Source organism: Microbacterium panaciterrae (assembly GCF_039541635.1).
Taxonomy (GTDB): Bacteria; Actinomycetota; Actinomycetes; order Actinomycetales; family Microbacteriaceae; genus Microbacterium; species Microbacterium panaciterrae.
In genome coordinates this window covers 40,442-56,012 of the sequence record NZ_BAABGP010000026.1, presented here as the reverse complement: position 1 = coordinate 56,012, position 15,571 = coordinate 40,442, and the positions used below count along the sequence as shown (strand labels likewise).

The window sequence follows — 15,571 nt, the reverse complement described above, 5'->3', positions numbered from 1 at the left end:
ATGCCTCGCAAGGATGAATTCCCCCCGATCATCTCGCGGAAAGAAGACGCCGCACAGCGCGGCGACGATCCCCCCGGGGCGTTCGGACACGATACGCCGGCGAACGGCGACCTCGATCCGAACTGGCAGCCGAACGACGACGCGAAGAACGCGGCGGAGGGCTTCATCAAGGAGTTCGGCCGCGAGCGCCGCCCGCATCGAGAGGACGTCTACCCCTATCTGCTGATCCGGGCATACAGCCCGGGAGACCGTGGGGCGCGCCCGATCTGGCCCCCGGTCCCCTGCTGGGAGTCGCCGGACATCCTGCTCATCGACGCCGCCTACACGGGTCCGTTCACTCCCGCGCAGCTCGTCCTGAGCCCCACGGCCGGGCGGCGCTACCGCGTGTTCGTGCGGGTCTGGAACCTCGGACTGCTCCCTGCGATCGGGGTGCACGTGCGCGCCTGGTACGTCAATCCGGGCTTCTTCGGCGGCGACCCGAACAACCCGGCCTACCAGCCGCACCAGATCGGCGGCGCGATGGTCAACCTGGACGATCGCAGCCGCCCCGGGGCGATGCAGCTGGTCGAGCTCGACGAGACCTGGGACATCCCGTCCGATCTCACCGGGCACGAGTGCCTGATGGCGTCGGTGTCGTGCCCGCTGGACGTGTGGGGCGGCGTGCTCGATGCGAACAACGACCGGCATGTCGGGCAGCGCAACCTCCAGATCCTGGCCGGGGCCGATGACGCCAAGGCGCTGCTGTTCGGCCTGGGCGCGATGGTCACGAAGGCCGGAACCCTGGAGCTGGTGCACGGTGGCGCCGCGGTCGGCCCGCTGCTGCAGGGCGTGCTCGGCAAGGCCCGCACCGAGTTCGGGCCGGTCGCGCGGCTCCGGGCTCCCGCGCAGAAGGCGCTCCGCCACGGCGTGCCGATGGGGGCAGCGGGAACGCACCTGCTGACCATGTTCCAGACCGGCCGCGGCTGGCTGGTCGCGGACAGCGCCCGGGTGTGGGCCCTGGCGGTCGAGTTCGGGCTGGTCGACGCCCACGCGACCCGCCGTCGCGCCGCGCAGGGGCATCCTTTCGCCACCCCGCTGGCGACCCGTCGGCTCATCGAGAAGATGGGCGCGGACCGGTTCGACAAGCTCGGCGTCGTACTCGACGCGGATCCGGGTGAGGCGCTGATCGAGGGGATGATGCGTCTCTGGGATGCCGGGGGCCTCACCGCGAAGGACCTCGCCGCGGCGCTCGCCGAGGGCGGACCGTACGCGCACCTGCTGCGATTCGCGCACACCGATCCCGAACGGCAGGACGCCGGAGGCTACTCGGTGACGATCGTGGGCTGAGAGCTGCGCGACCGCGGAAACGTCTCGCGAGGCGCCTACAGATACTCTCCCGACGAGTCGTCAAGCATCGCCGCCAAGGTCTCCGGCGGAAGCATCGCCGAGTACACGAGCTGGCCCGCGCCCGGCGTGATACCCAGCACCTCGCCCGGCTCGATCTGCCAGCTCTCGGCGGTCATCCCGGGCACGGCGTTGAGCACCACCGCGACTTCCCTGGGATCAAGGAACCCCTCGGTCGAGATCGCGAGGTAGGACTCACCGTCTTGCGACTTGACCCAGGCGATCAGACCCTGCCCATGGGAGGTAGCCTCTACCGGTCCGCTCGAGTGCGCCGAGCGGCAGATCAACTCACGGACAACGCGTTGGAGAGCCACCACGCCGAGAGCGGCCTGCTCGGTCCGCCACCGCCGGATGTCGATGTCCTGCGGCAGGAGGCCGTCGCTGTTCACCGACGCCGATGTCCCCTTCGCGGCGCGCCGGCACTTGGCTTCGAGAACGCCGTAGAAGTCCTGATCCTTCGAGTCGGCACGACGGAGCCCGCCAGCCACGAGCCACCACAGCGGTGGGATGTTCTCGGGAACGTCGACCAGACAGCCACCCGCCCCGCGGTACTCCCCGACCTTCACCTTGAACCAGACGCGGTCGTCGATGGCGAGCACTCGTTCCGCACCGCCGGAAGCCAACTCGTCCGGCAGACGCTGCGCCTTGGCGATCAGATCGTGCTCGCTCTCGTGCAACGGCACGTCGAGCGGCGGGAATCTCAGGCCGAGATCATCCAGGCATCGCTTGGTCGGGCGCACAGAACTCATAGACCTTCACGCTACAAGTCAGCACCGACAGCGAGTCAGCCGCGGAATCCGCCAAGCTCATCGAGTTCGCTGGCGCTTGCGCCGGTGAGAAGCTGAACGGCACTCTTCGTGGACCCGTCAAGCGTGCGAAGCGCCTCAAGCGCGGCTTCTTGGATCTCCTCGCGATGGCGCTCGATGTACTCGCGGACGGCGACATCGACGACGTCTTTCTTGGACGAGCGTAGGAAATGAGCAGCGTGCGAAATGAGAGCGTCGGTCTCGCTGTCCACTTTGATCGGGGCAAGTGTGCCAGCCATGGTGGTATCTCCTTGTGCGTGGTACCAAAGTACCCCACGAACCTGGGCGGGACCAGAGCAAGATTGCTCAGCGCGACCGGCGGCGGGCGATGACGCCGGCGATCACGAGCAGGACGATGCCGACGACGAGGACGATCGGGCCGACCGACGCCCACAGCGGGGAGCCGCTCATCGCCGACCCGCGCAGCACGTCGAGGCCCTGCAGGGTCCACACCAGCCCGATGGCGATGAGGGCGACGCCCGCGACGATGTACGGCCAGATCCGCTTCACTCCCTCAGGATAGATCCGTGGCTGGCGGGGAGGGCCGCGATCCGAGAACCCGCCGTCCGGGCGCGCCCGCTACGCGCGCCAGGAGTGCTCGGGCTCGAAGCCGAGCAGCGCACGAGCCTTGTCGATGGAGAGCAGGGTGGTGTTGACGCCCAGATCGCCGCGGGTCTCGACTCCGGGGAACACCTCTTGGACCAGCTCCGCGTTGGGGCGGGTCATGACCGTGTCGGCGGCGGCGATGATGTAGCGCTCGAAACCGGGCACGCGACGTCCGCGCTCGATCGCCTTGAGCACGGCCTGCGCCCCGTCGCGGCCGTCGATGTAGCCCCAGAGGTTCCATTTCCGAAGCCTCGGGTCGGAATCGAAGGAGGGGAATTCGACGTAGTCCTCGGGATCCATCACGTTGGAGAACCGCAGCGCCTGGATCGACAGATCCGGATGCCACCGCACCAGCTGGATGGCGAGCTGCTCCTCGAGATGCTTCGACAGCGAGTAGGTGGACTCCGGACGTGTGCAGTCCTCGTCGACGGGGATGTACGGCGGCGGGACGTCGAACGGGAGTCCGAGCACGGTCTCGCTCGACGCCGTCACGATGGTCCGGACGCCGGCCCGGATCGCCGCCCGCAGCACGTTGTAGGTCACCATCATGTTGTTGTGGAAGGTGGCGGCATCCGGCTGGATGCCGGGCGCCGGGATCGCGGCCAGGTGCACGACCGCATCGAACCCGCGGGGCTTCTCGTCGACACCCATCAGGGTATCGAGCGTCTGACCGTAGTCGGTAAGGTCCACCTGCACGAAGCCGGCGCCGCGCTCGCCGGCGCGGTCGAGGTTGAGCACGTCGTGGCCCGCCTCGCGGAGCACCCGGACGACCGTGCGGCCGAGCTTGCCGGATCCGCCCGTGACGGCGATCGTCATCCCGCTCATCGTCCGCCTCCGATCTTCCGATCGCGCTGAGCCCTCCCGGGCCCGCCGTAGGGGTAGTCGTCGGCCGGGGGCGCGCTCACCGCGGTCAGGGTCGCGAGCTGCTCGGCATCGAGCTCGAGCGTGACCGCGCCCATGTTGTCGCGGAGCTGCTCGACCGATCGTGCGCCCAGGATCACCGAGGTCACCGCCGGCTGCGCGCCCACCCAGGCGAGCGCGACCTGCGACGGCGACGCGTCGTGCGCATCCGCGATGCCGGTGAGGGCGTCGATGATCTGCCAGGTGCGCGCGTCGGCGTTCCTCCGCTTCCACCCTTCCATCCCGCGTTCGGGATTCTCGCCGAGCCTGGTCGTCCCGGTCGGTGCCACGTCGCGGCGGTACTTCCCGGTCAGCCAGCCTCCGCCGAGCGGAGACCAGGGCAGCAGTCCGATTCCTGCGTCGAGCGCGGCGGGCACGATCTCGTGCTCGATACCGCGCACCAGCAGGCTGTACTGGGGCTGCAGCGTGACCGGAAGGCTCCAGCCGCGCCGTTCGGCGAGCATGATCGCCTTGGTGAGCTGCCAGCCGGTGAAGTTCGAGAACCCGTAGTAGCCGATCTTGCCCTGGCGGATCGCGTCGTCGAGGAAACGCAGCGTCTCGTCGAGCGGCGTGATCGCGTCCCAGGCATGCAGCTGGTACAGGTCGATGTGCTCCACGCCCAGGCGGCGCAGCGAGTCGTCGAGCGCGGTGCGCAGATGCCGGCGGGACGTGCCCAGGTCGTTCGGTCCGGCGCCCATCGGGAACCGCCCCTTGGTCGCGATCACGATCTGCGCCGCGTCGGCGGGATGCGCCGCGAGCCAGCGGCCGATGATCTGCTCGCTGGCGCCGGCGCTGTACACGTCGGCCGTGTCGATGAAGTTGCCACCGCCGGCGACGTAGGCGTCGATGATGGCGTGCGACGTCGCCTCATCCGCCTCGGCACCGAAAGTCATCGTTCCGAGCGCCTGCTCGTAGACGACGGCGCCGCTGCGGCCGAGAGCGCGGTACGGAGTGCGGTCGGTGGCTGAGTTCCGTGTTGCGGTCATGAGAAGGGCTCCGGGATCCGAGGTGTCGATTCATCCACGTGCCTCGTTGATCGCGAGACATTCAGTGGAACTGGTTCCACCGTACGATCCGCATTGCCAGCTGTCCAACAGAAGAATATTGTTGCTCTCACAACTTCGACTAATGAATGGTGGGCGGAGCATGGACCTCAGACAGATGGAGTACTTCGTCGCACTGGCGGAGGAGAGCCAGTTCACGCGAGCGGCCGAGATCACCCGCGTGTCCCAGTCCGGGCTGTCCGCCGCGATCAAGAGCCTCGAGCAGGATCTCAACGCCAAGCTGTTCACCCGCACGACCCGCAGCGTCGAGCTCACTCCCGCCGGGCGTGCGCTCGTCCCGCACGCACGCAATCTCCTCGCCGAGGCGACCGCCGGGCGGGATGCTGTGACGGCCACCGTCGGCGAGGTGACCGGATCCTTGCACGTCGGCGCGGAACAGTGCCTCGGTTCGATCAACGTGCCCGAACTCGTCGAGCGCTTCCATCGTCGACACCGGGAAGTGGAGATCCGCTTCACGCAGGCGGGGACCGGAGACCTGCTGAGCCGCATGCGCGACGGCGAGATCGACCTCGCCTTCGTGGCGGGCACACCGGATACCGCCGATCCGCGCCTCCGGCTGACCGGGCTCGACCACGCGACGCTGGCCACCGAACCCCTGGTGCTGCTCACGCCGCCCGACGACCCGCTCGCGTCACGGAAGTCCGTCACCTGGGAGGATCTGCAGGCCCGCACCTACATCGACCTCGAGGGCAGCTGGGCGATCCGGATGATCACCGACGAGCTGTTCGCGACGAGGAAGATCCCGCGCCGCGTCGCCTTCACCGTCGGCGACATCCACGCCCTCATCGACATGCTCCATCGAGGTCTCGGAATCGCCGTGGTGCCGCAATCCGTCGCTCGCAAGACCATCGCCGCCGAACTGCGCGCGATTCAGGTCGTCGACCAGGCCAACCCGACCTGGACGGTGAGCGCCGCGTTCCCGCACCACGAGAAGGGGAGCACCCTGGCTACGGAGTTCCTCAGCCTCCTCGAACCACGACTGTGACGCGGGGCGACAGGCTCCGCATAAGGGAAGAACCCCTGCTCAGCAGGGGTTCTTCGTGGCGGGCCCTTCTAAGGTCTGTTAAAGGCCTGATCAGAGGGGGCTAAAACTGGCAGCGGGACTGACAATCCCCTGAGGCAGGGAGAATAATCCCCCGCCAGCCCCTCGTGGGCCAAGGCAAAGGATGTTCGTAATCGCGTCGTCGGGTCACCTAATATCGGGCGACGCGCTATGACGCCCGATAGGAGTTCGCTATCGGGCGCCGCAGCGCAGCGCAGATATGACGATTAGGTAGCGGTCCGGCGCGAGCGCAACCTCAGAGCGGAGGCGGTGACCATTACGGCGCCGACAATCGTCGGGTAGCCGCTCGCCGCGCCGAATGCCACGGCGTTGAATGGGCTCAGCCAATCCGAGCTGTTCGCGGACCAAGCCAATCGTGAGGTCACGGCGAAGGCGACTACCGCAAGGATCACGATGCCGGCTGTCAGACCGACGACTGGCCAGTACCATCCAATGGCCACCACAAGCGCGCCCACGAGAGCGATCATGACCAATGTCAGAGGGTTGATCGTGAAGTTCCCTGGGATCTGCGCGGTCGCCACCACCGCAGTGACGTAGTAGGTCAGAGCTCCCACCACGAGACCAAGCCCAAGTGACACGACGATCCTCGGAAAAGTGCGCCGTGATCCGCTTGTTTCAGCGGTCACGCTGGATGCAACCATGATGTCCTCCTCGCCCCAACCTCACCATCATCCCGGATTGCACGCCAGGTTGACATCGGGGGACAGCGCAGTGTCCGACGAACCTATGGCATTCTCCGAGTGCCAGGTCGTGCTGCCACTATTCGCGCATTTCTTGTCCGTTGCCCAGTACAGTGATGAACCCGGAGTCACCGTGACGGTCTCGAAGTCCCTCTGATGCCACAAGGGCCATGCAAAGGACGACAGGATGCCGTTCACATCTGTCGATCCTGAACAGCCGGAACTGAGTCCGTGCGTGTGGTACGACCAGGCATACCCGCCGGAGACGTACGGATTCTGAACGCTCGACGTCGACGTGCAGGAAGCAGCGATGGCCTGATGCACAACTACGCCATCGCTGTAGTTCACCTGGATCGTTTCCCCGGTCCGCAGTACGACTCCAGCCGGGAGAGGGATTGGCGTGTTGGTCGAAACCACCTGTTGACTCGCCGAAGCCGCGGGTTGGCGCGCCTGCAACGTGTTCATTGCGGTCGCATCCACGGGCATCCGCTCGGATGTTCGATCGATGACTTGATCCGGCGGTGCGGTATTCGTTGCGATGTCCGACGACTGTGCGTGTGCCGGTGAGGCTGTCGCAGGCGCGGCGGCGAACACCACCGATGCCGCGATTGCGACCGAGACGCCGACCGTGATCAGCGATTTTGATCTGTGCATACTTCCCCCTTGATTTCCCCATTGAACGGCTGCTGGTAGCAGCCTGGGCTGAAGTAAAGCGCGGCAATCCGAGCCTGATCAAGAGCCGGTTTTGGACACGCCGATCAGAGCTGCCATTTTGAGACGCATCCATCCGGATGCACATACGAGGCGACGGCGCGGATCTGGACTGTGAGCGCGTTGCTGAGACACTTCCCGCTGACCGGACGCGGGGTCATCTCGCTTATGACCCGTTCGCGTTCTTCGGGGTCGGTGAACAGTCGGTCAGAGACGGCGAGCAGAGCTTCGGTGTTCTTGTTTGAATTCGTCCTTGGGTCTTTCAGTTGTCGTAAAGGAATTGGACAGGCGTCACTTGTGCAAGTGGTTCTGGATCGGCTGTTTTCTCGCGCTTCTGGCGATGCTAGCGGTCAGCACGATCGGCGCACGCTTCTCGCACTGTCGACAGGCATCCCGATGTGGTTAGCGATCGTCTCGGACAGCGAAGAGGGCCACGGGTAACTCGTGGCCCTCTTCGTTGGACGAGCTCAGCTTGCGAGGACTGGCTCCATCTCCTCTGAATCCTCGTCGACCTCGTCGCTGTTGAGGGAGTGTCCTTCTGCGTCGAGGTTCGGCAGTACCCGGTCGAGCCATTTCGGGATCCACCACGCCGATCGTCCGAGCAGCGAGAGTGCTGCGGGCATCAGGATCATCCGCACGATGAGAGCGTCGGTGAGAACTCCGGCAAACAGTCCGAACGCAATGGATGCGGCCACGGTCATCGGGCTGGTTGCGAAGCCGGCGAACACTGTTGCCATGATCAGCGCGGCCGCCACCAGGACAGGGGCAGATTTGGTGAACCCTTCGACGATCGCCTCCTTAGGATTCAGACCCCTGCGGTACATCTCCTGAATCCGAGTTCCTAAGAACACGGTGTAATCCATCGCGAGGCCGAACATGATCCCGACAAGGATGATCGGCAGCATGCTGAGCATCGGGTCGCCTTGCGGTGCAGGGATGAGCGCATCCAGCCACCCCCACTGAAACACTGCGACACTCGCGCCGAATGAAGCTGCGAGAGAAAGCAGGAATCCGGCGGTCGCTACGAGCGGCAGCAGCAGCGACCGGAACAGCAACACCATCAGCACCAGGGACAGCCCAACGATGACGATGAGGTACTCGATGAGCGCCTGATGGAGTGCGTCGTCGGAGTCGATGCCGATCGCGGTCTCACCGGTGACTTCGAGGTGGACGCCGCTGACGCTTCCCGCGTGGACACGGATGCCGGCGACCAGGTCCTTGGTGCTCTGATCAATCGGACCGCCATCGGGGATGACCGTGATCCTCGCGATGTCACCCGCCGTGTTGACAGTTCCGGGTACGACTGCCTGCACGTGGGCGAGCCGGCCGAGCTCATCCTGGATCGCGGTGGTCTTTGTTCCGATGTTTTGACCTTCGGCGAGGACGATCAGTGGACTCTGCACGCCACCGAACTCGTCGACGACAAGGTTGTACGCCTTGCGTTCCATCGAAGACGGGTCGATCCCCCCCGGGAGGCTGGAGGCCGTCTTCATCGAGAGCATCGGCAGAGCGACGATGGCGAGTGCGACGACGCCGGCGAGGATCGACAGCACCGGATGCTTCACAGTCACGTTGGCCCAACCACGCAGGAAAGAACGGCGGCCACGTCGGGATGCTTTTGCAGCCAACCCAGGGACGCGCTCCCGTTTGGGTAGCGCTCGCCGGCCGAGACTGCGCAGGATCACCGGCAACAAAGTCAGCGACATGAGCACGGCGATGAGCACCCCGAATGCGCCGGCGACACCCATTTCGGTGATGAATCCGATATTGACGACACTCAAGCCGAGCAGGGCGATGATGACGGTCAGGCCGGCGAAGACGACGGCGGTTCCTGCCGTGCCGACGGCGCGCCCGACCGATTCCTCGACACTCCGTCCATCACGCAGTTCCGACCCGAATCGGGTGAGGATGAACAGGCAGTAGTCGATGCCGACAGCCAGCCCAAGCATGTTCGCGAGCGTCAGGGTGGTGTCCTGGATCGGGTAGAACGCTCCGACTCCAAGGATGCCCGCGGTGCCGACGGCGACGCCGGAGATTGCGGCGAGCATGTTCGCACCAGCGACACGAAGTGCCCCGAATGTGAGGATCAGGACCAGGAACGCGACGAGGATTCCGACGATCTCCCCCGGCCCGAACGGTGGGCTTGTCGCTGGGACGAGCGCGCCGCCGACGAGGACCTTGAGGTTGCTCGGCGCATCCTTGGCGAAGTCCACGACCTTGTCGTAGGTCTTGGTTCCGGTTGCGTCGCTCATCTTGCTGAACTGGATGGTCGCCACTGCCGTGGACTTACTCTTCGAGATGAAGGGCTTGGCCTGATCAAACGGATTCGTCACCGACGTGGCGTGCGGGAGGCTCGAAGCCTCGTGGAGGAGCGACTCGATTTCGCCGGAAACCGCGGGAGTAGTGACGGCGCGACCGTCTATAGCCTGGATAACGAGCTGCAGCGACTTCCCGAGGCTGCCGTTATCGGTTGATGGGAATTCCTTGTCGAGAACGTCGAGCGCCTTCGACGCAGCGGTCGATGGCATAGAAGATGAGCCCGCACCCTTCGCGGGCGAGGTGATAGCGATGCCCATCAGCACACTGAGCGAGGCGAAGACCACCACCCAGACACTGGTCACGAGGATGCGGTGACGGGCACTGAACAGCCCGACACGCGAAAGTAGGCGAGGCATGAGACTCCGATGGTGGAAGATGAGCCCAGACAGTGCGGGCTAGGACTCTTCTATCGTCGGAATTTTGCGACGTCTCCGAATCGTCCGGTTGAATCGGGCCGCCTACTGCGTTCGCAGTAGACCCAACGGAGGACGCGGCCGGCTCAGGGGCGGGGCGTCTCGGTGACCCCCGCCTGGAAGGCGAAGACCACGAGTTGCGCCCGGTCGCGGGCACCGACCTTCGCCATGGCCCGGTTCGCGTGGGTCTTTACCGTGAACGGGGAGACGAACATCTCTTGCCCGATCTCCTCATTGGTTCGACCCGAGGTGATGGCTCGCACCACATCCAGTTCGCGAGGCGTCAACGACTCGAAACGCGCAGCGAGCTCGGCGTCGACCGGCGCTTGCGGCGACTCGGTGACCTTTCCGATCACCGCAGCAGCCGCGGCTGCCGACAGAGTCCCGCCCCCGGCGGCGACTTCGGCGATCCCGGACGCGAGCTCGGCGGGACCGACACCCTTGCCTAGGAAGCCGTTGGCTCCCGCCTGCAGCGCAGCGATGACGTTGTCGTCATGCTCAAAGGTGGTCAGAACGATGATCTTCACCTGCTCGGAGTTGTATCGTGCCCGGATCCGTCTGGTCGTCTCGACTCCGTCGATTCCGGGCATCCGGATGTCCATGAGCACGACATCGACATCGTCCCGGCGTTCGAGGACCTCAAGCGCCTGAAACCCGTCACCGACGTCGTCGACGACGATCAGCTCTCCCCGAGCCTCAAGGATGGTCCGGAGACCTGCCCGGATCATCTCCTGGTCGTCCACGATCAACACACCGGTCATTCGTGCGTTCCCCTCTTCAGAACTGCCCGAACGCGAAAGGTGTTGGCGTCCTCGACCACTTCCAAATGACCTCCGACAGATTGGGCGCGCTCTCGCATCCCGACGAGGCCGTAGCCCGATCCGCGTTCTGACGCGTTCGCAGCTGAGCTGCGCTTGTTCTGCACGTCTACGATCAGCTCGTCGGATTCAGCTGTCAGCGAGATGCGAATGGTGCCGGTGCCGTGTCGCTGCGCGTTGGTGAGCGCCTCCTGCACGAGACGGAACATGGCCGTGCTGACGGAAGAGTCGAGCCCACCCGTGTCGTCGAGTGAGGCTTCGATGACCGTGCCACTAGCCCGCATCGTCTCGATGAGGTCCGGGATGCGACGCGCATCGGCGACTGGGTCACGATCGCCACCGTCCTCGCCGCGACGGAGGACATCGAGGATCTGCTGCATTTCCCGGAGAACACGTTGTATGCCTGCGCGGGCCGCTGTCAGCGCTTCCCTCGCGCCGACACTTTCCTGAGGCAACTGCACCTCGGCAGCTCCGAGGTTCATGCTGACAACCGCCACTTCGTGGCCAACAGCGTCGTGAAGGTCGCGCGCGATCCGCAGCCGCTCCTCGGCGATCCCACGCTCCACAGCGAGGCCCGCCGCGGCTTCCGCGTCGAGGGCACGCTGTCGCATCGACTCGAGATAACGCTGCTGCGCTCGAACCGCGCTCCCAACCGCGGCCCCAACTGCGCAGCACGCGGTTGCGATCAGGGCGACGGGTGATTGGAAGTTCCACCCATCGCGGATCACGATCGACAGATACACGGGGATGCCCGCGATCAGCAGGGCGGGGATTGCACGACTTCCTCGGACCGTCACGGAAAAGAGAGTGAAGACGACGACTGTCCACATCGCCACGTATTCCGTCGCCAGGAGCGCCGCTGCAACCGCACCGAGAACCACGACGACGAGTCCGAGCATCCGTCGGAAGCGGCACAGGACCACACCTGCGGCCCCTACCAGAAGCCCGACGTAATCAAGAAGCGGCTCTCCCGAGAGCAGCAGTACGAAGAACTCGGTGACGATCGCCGCGGAAGTCAGGATGAGAACCACACGGTCGAGCAACTGCCCGCGTAGGAACCACACGAGCGTCGTCCGCTCCACCTTTGTGATACTCACCTCCCGATTCTCGCCCCCACAGGAACACTCCATCTACTTCATCCGGATGAAATTGGTCGCTTCGAAGAGACCGCGACCGATCAACGCGGTTCCACGAGGATTTGAGAACCAACCGCGACGACGAAGGACTGACATGAACGACTCAAACCTGCACTCGACCACCGGCTCGCGCCCTGTCCGAGCCCTTCAAGCCGTCCTTCGGACGATTCTCATCGTGATCGCAATCCCGTTCGCGATCGTGGGGACCCTCCTTCAAACCATCGGCTTCCTTACATTCAGCGCTGGCACCGGATTCGGACCGAAGACCGATTGAGTTCCAGGCACGGCCACGCTTGTACGGTCACACGAAGTACTCGAATGTTCCATGCGCCGCGCTGTGACGATCACCGTCCGGCAACACGACGTCGGCGCTGGTGTTCGCCGGCACGGACAACGCGAATCGTGTGCCACCCTCCGTCTGCTTCTAGCTGCTCGCACTTCCCCGTAAGGCTCGCGTAGCTTGCAGCCGCGTGTGTCAGTCTTCCCGCCCTGGACCGGCGCGATCGTAAAGTGATTCATCGCATCCACCCGGATGCCTGCGACGGTCTCGAAGAGCCATTGGCAGACCACCCCAGGCGAGTAACGGCCTGTATTGAGGTGAGGTTTGTCGCCCCAGCGGGACGCCCTCTGTCTGCACAATCTAACTTCGCCGCATCTTTGCATGCGTGAATGTTAAGAAGAACCTGGCAGCAGATAACTCTCAGCCAATCCTCCAGACCCTAGAACAGTACGACCGAGAGTACGAGGTACGGCGGACCGAACTGAACGCATGGCGTCTCGCCTTATTGTCGATGCGCTTCCGGTTTACATTTCCGACTGCGTTGACCGCTTTTCTAGTGAAGGCAACGGATGACGCGCATTTCTACCTTCATCGGGTCGTCGATGACAGCTGCACTGTTTACGAAGACGGGGACGACCGTGGTGAAGACGTCGACGCGATCAACGCTCTGATCGTCGACCTGGGTTGCTTTCCCGAGAATCACATCGGAGAAGCCGACTACGACTACTGCGACTCGATTGAGATGGAAGGTGAGGCTGTCTCCATCGACCTCAACGCACTTCGTTCACAGACTCTCGAGAATGCATGCCTCGAATGCACTCGTCCGATCACAGTCAACCAGCGTGTCTGCCGGAGATGAACGAGCGGCGCGCCACCAGCTGCGACCATTCGACTCGGAGGAGCTTCGACCTCCTCTCAAGGTAAGCACTCCAGTCTTACCCGTGGCCGCGACAGCAAGCTGCCTGGTGCGTCGGCCCGCCTATGTCATTGGTGCTTCTTACGGTTGAGGTATGCCGGAGAAACCAAAAGTCCAGTTCAGCTGGGGCTGGATTATCGCTTCGCTCATTTTCGGACTCGCCTTCATCGGGTTCGCACATATTGCCGACCTGCTGTGGCACTGGCCACAGGTGACGGTCGGGACCTTGACCAACATCGGCGCCACCCTGCTTATTGCCTTCTTTCTGTTTATCCTTGAGCGTCGCTTCACTCGTCGGATCGCCGAGCAAGTTCGTTCGACCGCCGAGGAAGTGGTGGAGGAGAAGACCCACGCGTTCGGTACTCGGCTGGATGATCTGGAAGCTCGCTTGAACGAACGCCGCGCCGAGATTCAGGCCGCGCAGGATCAAGTGGTCGACTCAATGCTTGAGGACATCTCCTTCGACTCGATCACGCAAGCGCTTACTGAAGCCGCGCGCATCGGCGCAATTGACAGCAACGGGTTGACCGTCCCCGCCAGCGCCCCCAATGCCCAACTCACGGCTCACTTCCGCTTCGCCACCGAGGAGATCTATCGCGGGGACGGTCTGGTCATCGACGACGGGACTGTGCCGAGGTTCCGCGTAACGATCATCACTCCGAAAAAGCCAAACGAGTTCGGCCTACCGCATTTCGACGTTCGCTGGGAGCCTGACGTAGCTCCCGATGAAGTCGCCGCTCAGCTCGAGCGACAGATGAAGCAACGCGATCATCTGACTGACTCCAAAGCGCTCGACTTTCCCTTAGCGCTCCGCGAGCTCCAGCGTGGTCTGCGGCTTGCCTTGCGCGACCAGAGAGCGCCGCTCGGCACAGAGAAACTGCAAAGCAAGCTCCGCGAGATCATCGGACCGGACTGGGTCATAACAAACGTCGGACTCCAAAATCTCACAAGGGGGTCGGCGTGGACGTGGGACAAGCTCGGTATCGTGCCGAACCGGAACGCCATCATTCGATCCAAGCGACCTGCCGCACCGGATGGCGTCGGTGAAGCTGAGTGGTCCTTCGTCTATGCGCGGGCCGACGACCAGCGACCACGCGGGTTCCTGTTTGGCTGAGGGCGTAGCCGGCGCTCACAAGACGCTCAGCTCTCACCTGACGATGAAACAGATGGCCGAGACATCCACCTCATACTCGACAACTGGACTGCGTCTTGGGCATCGGATAGAGCGACCCAGCGGTCTCGCGGAGACGTTCGAACTGTTCTGACACCCGGCAGGAGCGCGCCTTCAAGCGGAAGCCTCCAGTGGCGCCGACAAGGAGCCGCCTCCGACCTGATCGCTGCAGGTCTGCTCATCACCGACCCCCAGGCCCGACGGCCGTCACTGCCCCCGCGTGGTTCGTCGCTCTTCCTGCCATCCCACTGCTGATTTCGTGGGGGACCTTCCTCGCCACGACCACGCGCGGACCGAGGCGTCGCTCGGCTGCATACGAATCAGGCTCCTCGATCGACGCCGCCGGGTGACCGGGGAAGCCCGCGCCCCGACCCGGTCGAAAGGGCCGCCACTAAGCGTCTGGCCCCAAACGGAGTTCGATCGGAACGCAAACTATGACGGGCTGTTGGTGAGCAGAGAATTTGCGCCTACCCAGAGCACGCCCGGGTTTAGTCGGTCTGGGTGAAGCGAAACCATGGCCTCGAAGAACTCAGTGGAGGTGTGCGAACGAATCAGCTGATCGTCCACGTCGTCGAGGTACTGACGGGTGTGATCGATGTGGCTCGGGTCGTCGTCGTGAAGTGGATCTTTGTGGCCAGCGACGACGATAAGCGGGGAGAGGGACGCGACCGTTTCGAGTGCTTTGCGCCACGCGTCTCGCCCCCCTGAGCCGGACTCGGCTAAGGACAGGTGAACGCCGTTGTAGACCACGTCTCCTGCGACCGCCAGTCGCAGCGCGGGCACCCAGAGCACCGTGGTGTCGTCCGTGTCGCTGTGACCAACTTCTACCGGCACAAGATGGTGTCCCTCTAGGGCGAATCCGCTTGAGTCGGCGACGTTGACTGCGAACGGTTCTGTGGGAATTTCGTTGGGGAACAATACGTCCCAGAATGCCGCACGCTGCTGCACCTGAGCCGGATCGCGCAAATGTGCCAGCGTACCCGCAGTGGCCCAGACGGTGGCCTCCGGGTAGCGCTTCAGCACGTCGGACACACCGAACCAGTGGTCGCCGTGACCATGAGTGATATAGATTCCGGTAACGGGAAGTCCAAATTTCTCAACCCAGGACAGCAGGTCATCCACGCTGCTATGGGTGAACGGCGGGTCCACCAAGACGGCGCTCCGATCACCGTAGATCAGGGTCGTGGCCGTCGGAGACCATGCGATCGGTTCGCCGGTGGGCAGGTTCAGAGTTCCGGAGTGTTGCGGAATCGGTGGTGTGACGAATACTGCATATTTCAAAGGCATTGGTCATTCTTTTCTGTT

15 protein-coding genes and 1 pseudogene are annotated in these 15,571 nt (G+C 64.1%); 4 read left to right on the top strand and 12 right to left on the bottom strand.

The features are described 5' to 3' along the window. On the top strand, positions 1-1,326 hold the full coding sequence (locus ABD882_RS18050; RefSeq protein WP_345188857.1) for a hypothetical protein: 1,326 nt from the start codon (positions 1-3) through the stop codon (positions 1,324-1,326). A gap of 35 nt (positions 1,327-1,361) precedes the next feature. On the opposite strand, the gene ABD882_RS18045 is transcribed toward ABD882_RS18050, so the two are convergent. The 5 genes from ABD882_RS18045 to ABD882_RS18025 all read right to left on the bottom strand — a co-directional run bounded on the left by ABD882_RS18045 (position 1,362) and on the right by ABD882_RS18025 (position 4,681). Then, the gene (locus ABD882_RS18045) at positions 1,362-2,132 is read right to left on the bottom strand and encodes a hypothetical protein (protein ID WP_345188856.1); all 771 of its coding nucleotides are present in this window, start codon (positions 2,130-2,132) and stop codon (positions 1,362-1,364) included. A gap of 35 nt (positions 2,133-2,167) precedes the next feature. Next, positions 2,168-2,428 (bottom strand): hypothetical protein, encoded by a 261-nt coding sequence (locus ABD882_RS18040; RefSeq protein ID WP_345188855.1) that lies wholly within the window; start codon positions 2,426-2,428, stop codon positions 2,168-2,170. A gap of 67 nt (positions 2,429-2,495) precedes the next feature. Then, positions 2,496-2,699: a hypothetical protein gene (locus ABD882_RS18035; protein WP_345188854.1), complete on the bottom strand. Its 204-nt coding sequence runs from the start codon at positions 2,697-2,699 to the stop codon at positions 2,496-2,498. A gap of 69 nt (positions 2,700-2,768) precedes the next feature. Next, on the bottom strand, positions 2,769-3,611 hold the full coding sequence (locus ABD882_RS18030; RefSeq protein ID WP_345188947.1) for an NAD-dependent epimerase/dehydratase family protein: 843 nt from the start codon (positions 3,609-3,611) through the stop codon (positions 2,769-2,771). Positions 3,612-3,616: 5 nt separating this feature from the next. After that, positions 3,617-4,681, bottom strand: coding sequence for an aldo/keto reductase (locus tag ABD882_RS18025; protein ID WP_345188853.1), 1,065 nt, complete (start codon positions 4,679-4,681; stop codon positions 3,617-3,619). Between the two features lie 160 nt (positions 4,682-4,841). On the opposite strand from ABD882_RS18025, the gene ABD882_RS18020 reads away from it, so the two are divergent. Beyond that, positions 4,842-5,744: a LysR family transcriptional regulator gene (locus ABD882_RS18020; RefSeq protein WP_345188852.1), complete on the top strand. Its 903-nt coding sequence runs from the start codon at positions 4,842-4,844 to the stop codon at positions 5,742-5,744. A 284-nt stretch (positions 5,745-6,028) separates the two neighbouring features. Here the strand turns inward: ABD882_RS18020 and ABD882_RS18015 are convergent, their stop codons facing one another. The 6 genes and pseudogenes from ABD882_RS18015 to ABD882_RS19140 all read right to left on the bottom strand — a co-directional run. Beyond that, complete coding sequence (locus ABD882_RS18015; RefSeq protein WP_345188850.1) at positions 6,029-6,463, bottom strand: hypothetical protein; 435 nt, start codon at positions 6,461-6,463, stop codon at positions 6,029-6,031. A 27-nt stretch (positions 6,464-6,490) separates the two neighbouring features. Beyond that, positions 6,491-7,156, bottom strand: coding sequence for a hypothetical protein (locus ABD882_RS18010; protein ID WP_345188849.1), 666 nt, complete (start codon positions 7,154-7,156; stop codon positions 6,491-6,493). 524 nt (positions 7,157-7,680) lie between these two features. Continuing rightward, positions 7,681-9,834: an MMPL family transporter gene (locus ABD882_RS18005; protein WP_345188848.1), complete on the bottom strand. Its 2,154-nt coding sequence runs from the start codon at positions 9,832-9,834 to the stop codon at positions 7,681-7,683. Positions 9,835-10,031: 197 nt separating this feature from the next. Further along, complete coding sequence (locus ABD882_RS18000; protein ID WP_345188846.1) at positions 10,032-10,706, bottom strand: response regulator transcription factor; 675 nt, start codon at positions 10,704-10,706, stop codon at positions 10,032-10,034. After that, positions 10,703-11,860 carry a sensor histidine kinase gene (locus ABD882_RS17995; RefSeq protein ID WP_345188845.1) on the bottom strand — a complete coding sequence of 386 codons (1,158 nt, stop codon included), beginning with the start codon at positions 11,858-11,860 and terminating at the stop codon, positions 10,703-10,705. The genes ABD882_RS18000 and ABD882_RS17995 overlap by 4 nt, the downstream gene beginning before the upstream one ends. Positions 11,861-12,200: 340 nt before the next feature. Next, a pseudogene (locus tag ABD882_RS19140) lies at positions 12,201-12,308 on the bottom strand (hypothetical protein); the annotation flags it as partial. Positions 12,309-12,564: 256 nt separating this feature from the next. Between ABD882_RS19140 and ABD882_RS17990 the strand changes: the two are divergent. After that, positions 12,565-13,038, top strand: coding sequence for a hypothetical protein (locus ABD882_RS17990; RefSeq protein WP_345188844.1), 474 nt, complete (start codon positions 12,565-12,567; stop codon positions 13,036-13,038). Between the two features lie 151 nt (positions 13,039-13,189). Further along, the gene (locus tag ABD882_RS17985) at positions 13,190-14,209 is read left to right on the top strand and encodes a hypothetical protein (protein WP_345188842.1); all 1,020 of its coding nucleotides are present in this window, start codon (positions 13,190-13,192) and stop codon (positions 14,207-14,209) included. A gap of 489 nt (positions 14,210-14,698) precedes the next feature. On the opposite strand, the gene ABD882_RS17980 is transcribed toward ABD882_RS17985, so the two are convergent. Continuing rightward, complete coding sequence (locus tag ABD882_RS17980) at positions 14,699-15,553, bottom strand: MBL fold metallo-hydrolase (RefSeq protein WP_345188841.1); 855 nt, start codon at positions 15,551-15,553, stop codon at positions 14,699-14,701. Positions 15,554-15,571: the final 18 nt, after the last annotated feature.

Bases quoted from the DNA above. Each gene is read 5' to 3' on its own strand.
- ABD882_RS18045 (WP_345188856.1), bottom strand. From the start codon at position 2,132: ATGAGTTCTGTGCGCCCGACCAAGCGATGCCTGGATGATCTCGGCCTG.
- ABD882_RS18020 (WP_345188852.1), top strand. From the start codon at position 4,842: ATGGACCTCAGACAGATGGAGTACTTCGTCGCACTGGCGGAGGAGAGC.
- ABD882_RS18050 (WP_345188857.1), top strand. From the start codon at position 1: ATGCCTCGCAAGGATGAATTCCCCCCGATCATCTCGCGGAAAGAAGAC.
- ABD882_RS18015 (WP_345188850.1), bottom strand. From the start codon at position 6,463: ATGGTTGCATCCAGCGTGACCGCTGAAACAAGCGGATCACGGCGCACT.
- ABD882_RS18025 (WP_345188853.1), bottom strand. From the start codon at position 4,681: ATGACCGCAACACGGAACTCAGCCACCGACCGCACTCCGTACCGCGCT.
- ABD882_RS18000 (WP_345188846.1), bottom strand. From the start codon at position 10,706: ATGACCGGTGTGTTGATCGTGGACGACCAGGAGATGATCCGGGCAGGT.
- ABD882_RS18040 (WP_345188855.1), bottom strand. From the start codon at position 2,428: ATGGCTGGCACACTTGCCCCGATCAAAGTGGACAGCGAGACCGACGCT.
- ABD882_RS18030 (WP_345188947.1), bottom strand. From the start codon at position 3,611: ATGACGATCGCCGTCACGGGCGGATCCGGCAAGCTCGGCCGCACGGTC.
- ABD882_RS17980 (WP_345188841.1), bottom strand. From the start codon at position 15,553: ATGCCTTTGAAATATGCAGTATTCGTCACACCACCGATTCCGCAACAC.
- ABD882_RS17985 (WP_345188842.1), top strand. From the start codon at position 13,190: ATGCCGGAGAAACCAAAAGTCCAGTTCAGCTGGGGCTGGATTATCGCT.
- ABD882_RS18010 (WP_345188849.1), bottom strand. From the start codon at position 7,156: ATGCACAGATCAAAATCGCTGATCACGGTCGGCGTCTCGGTCGCAATC.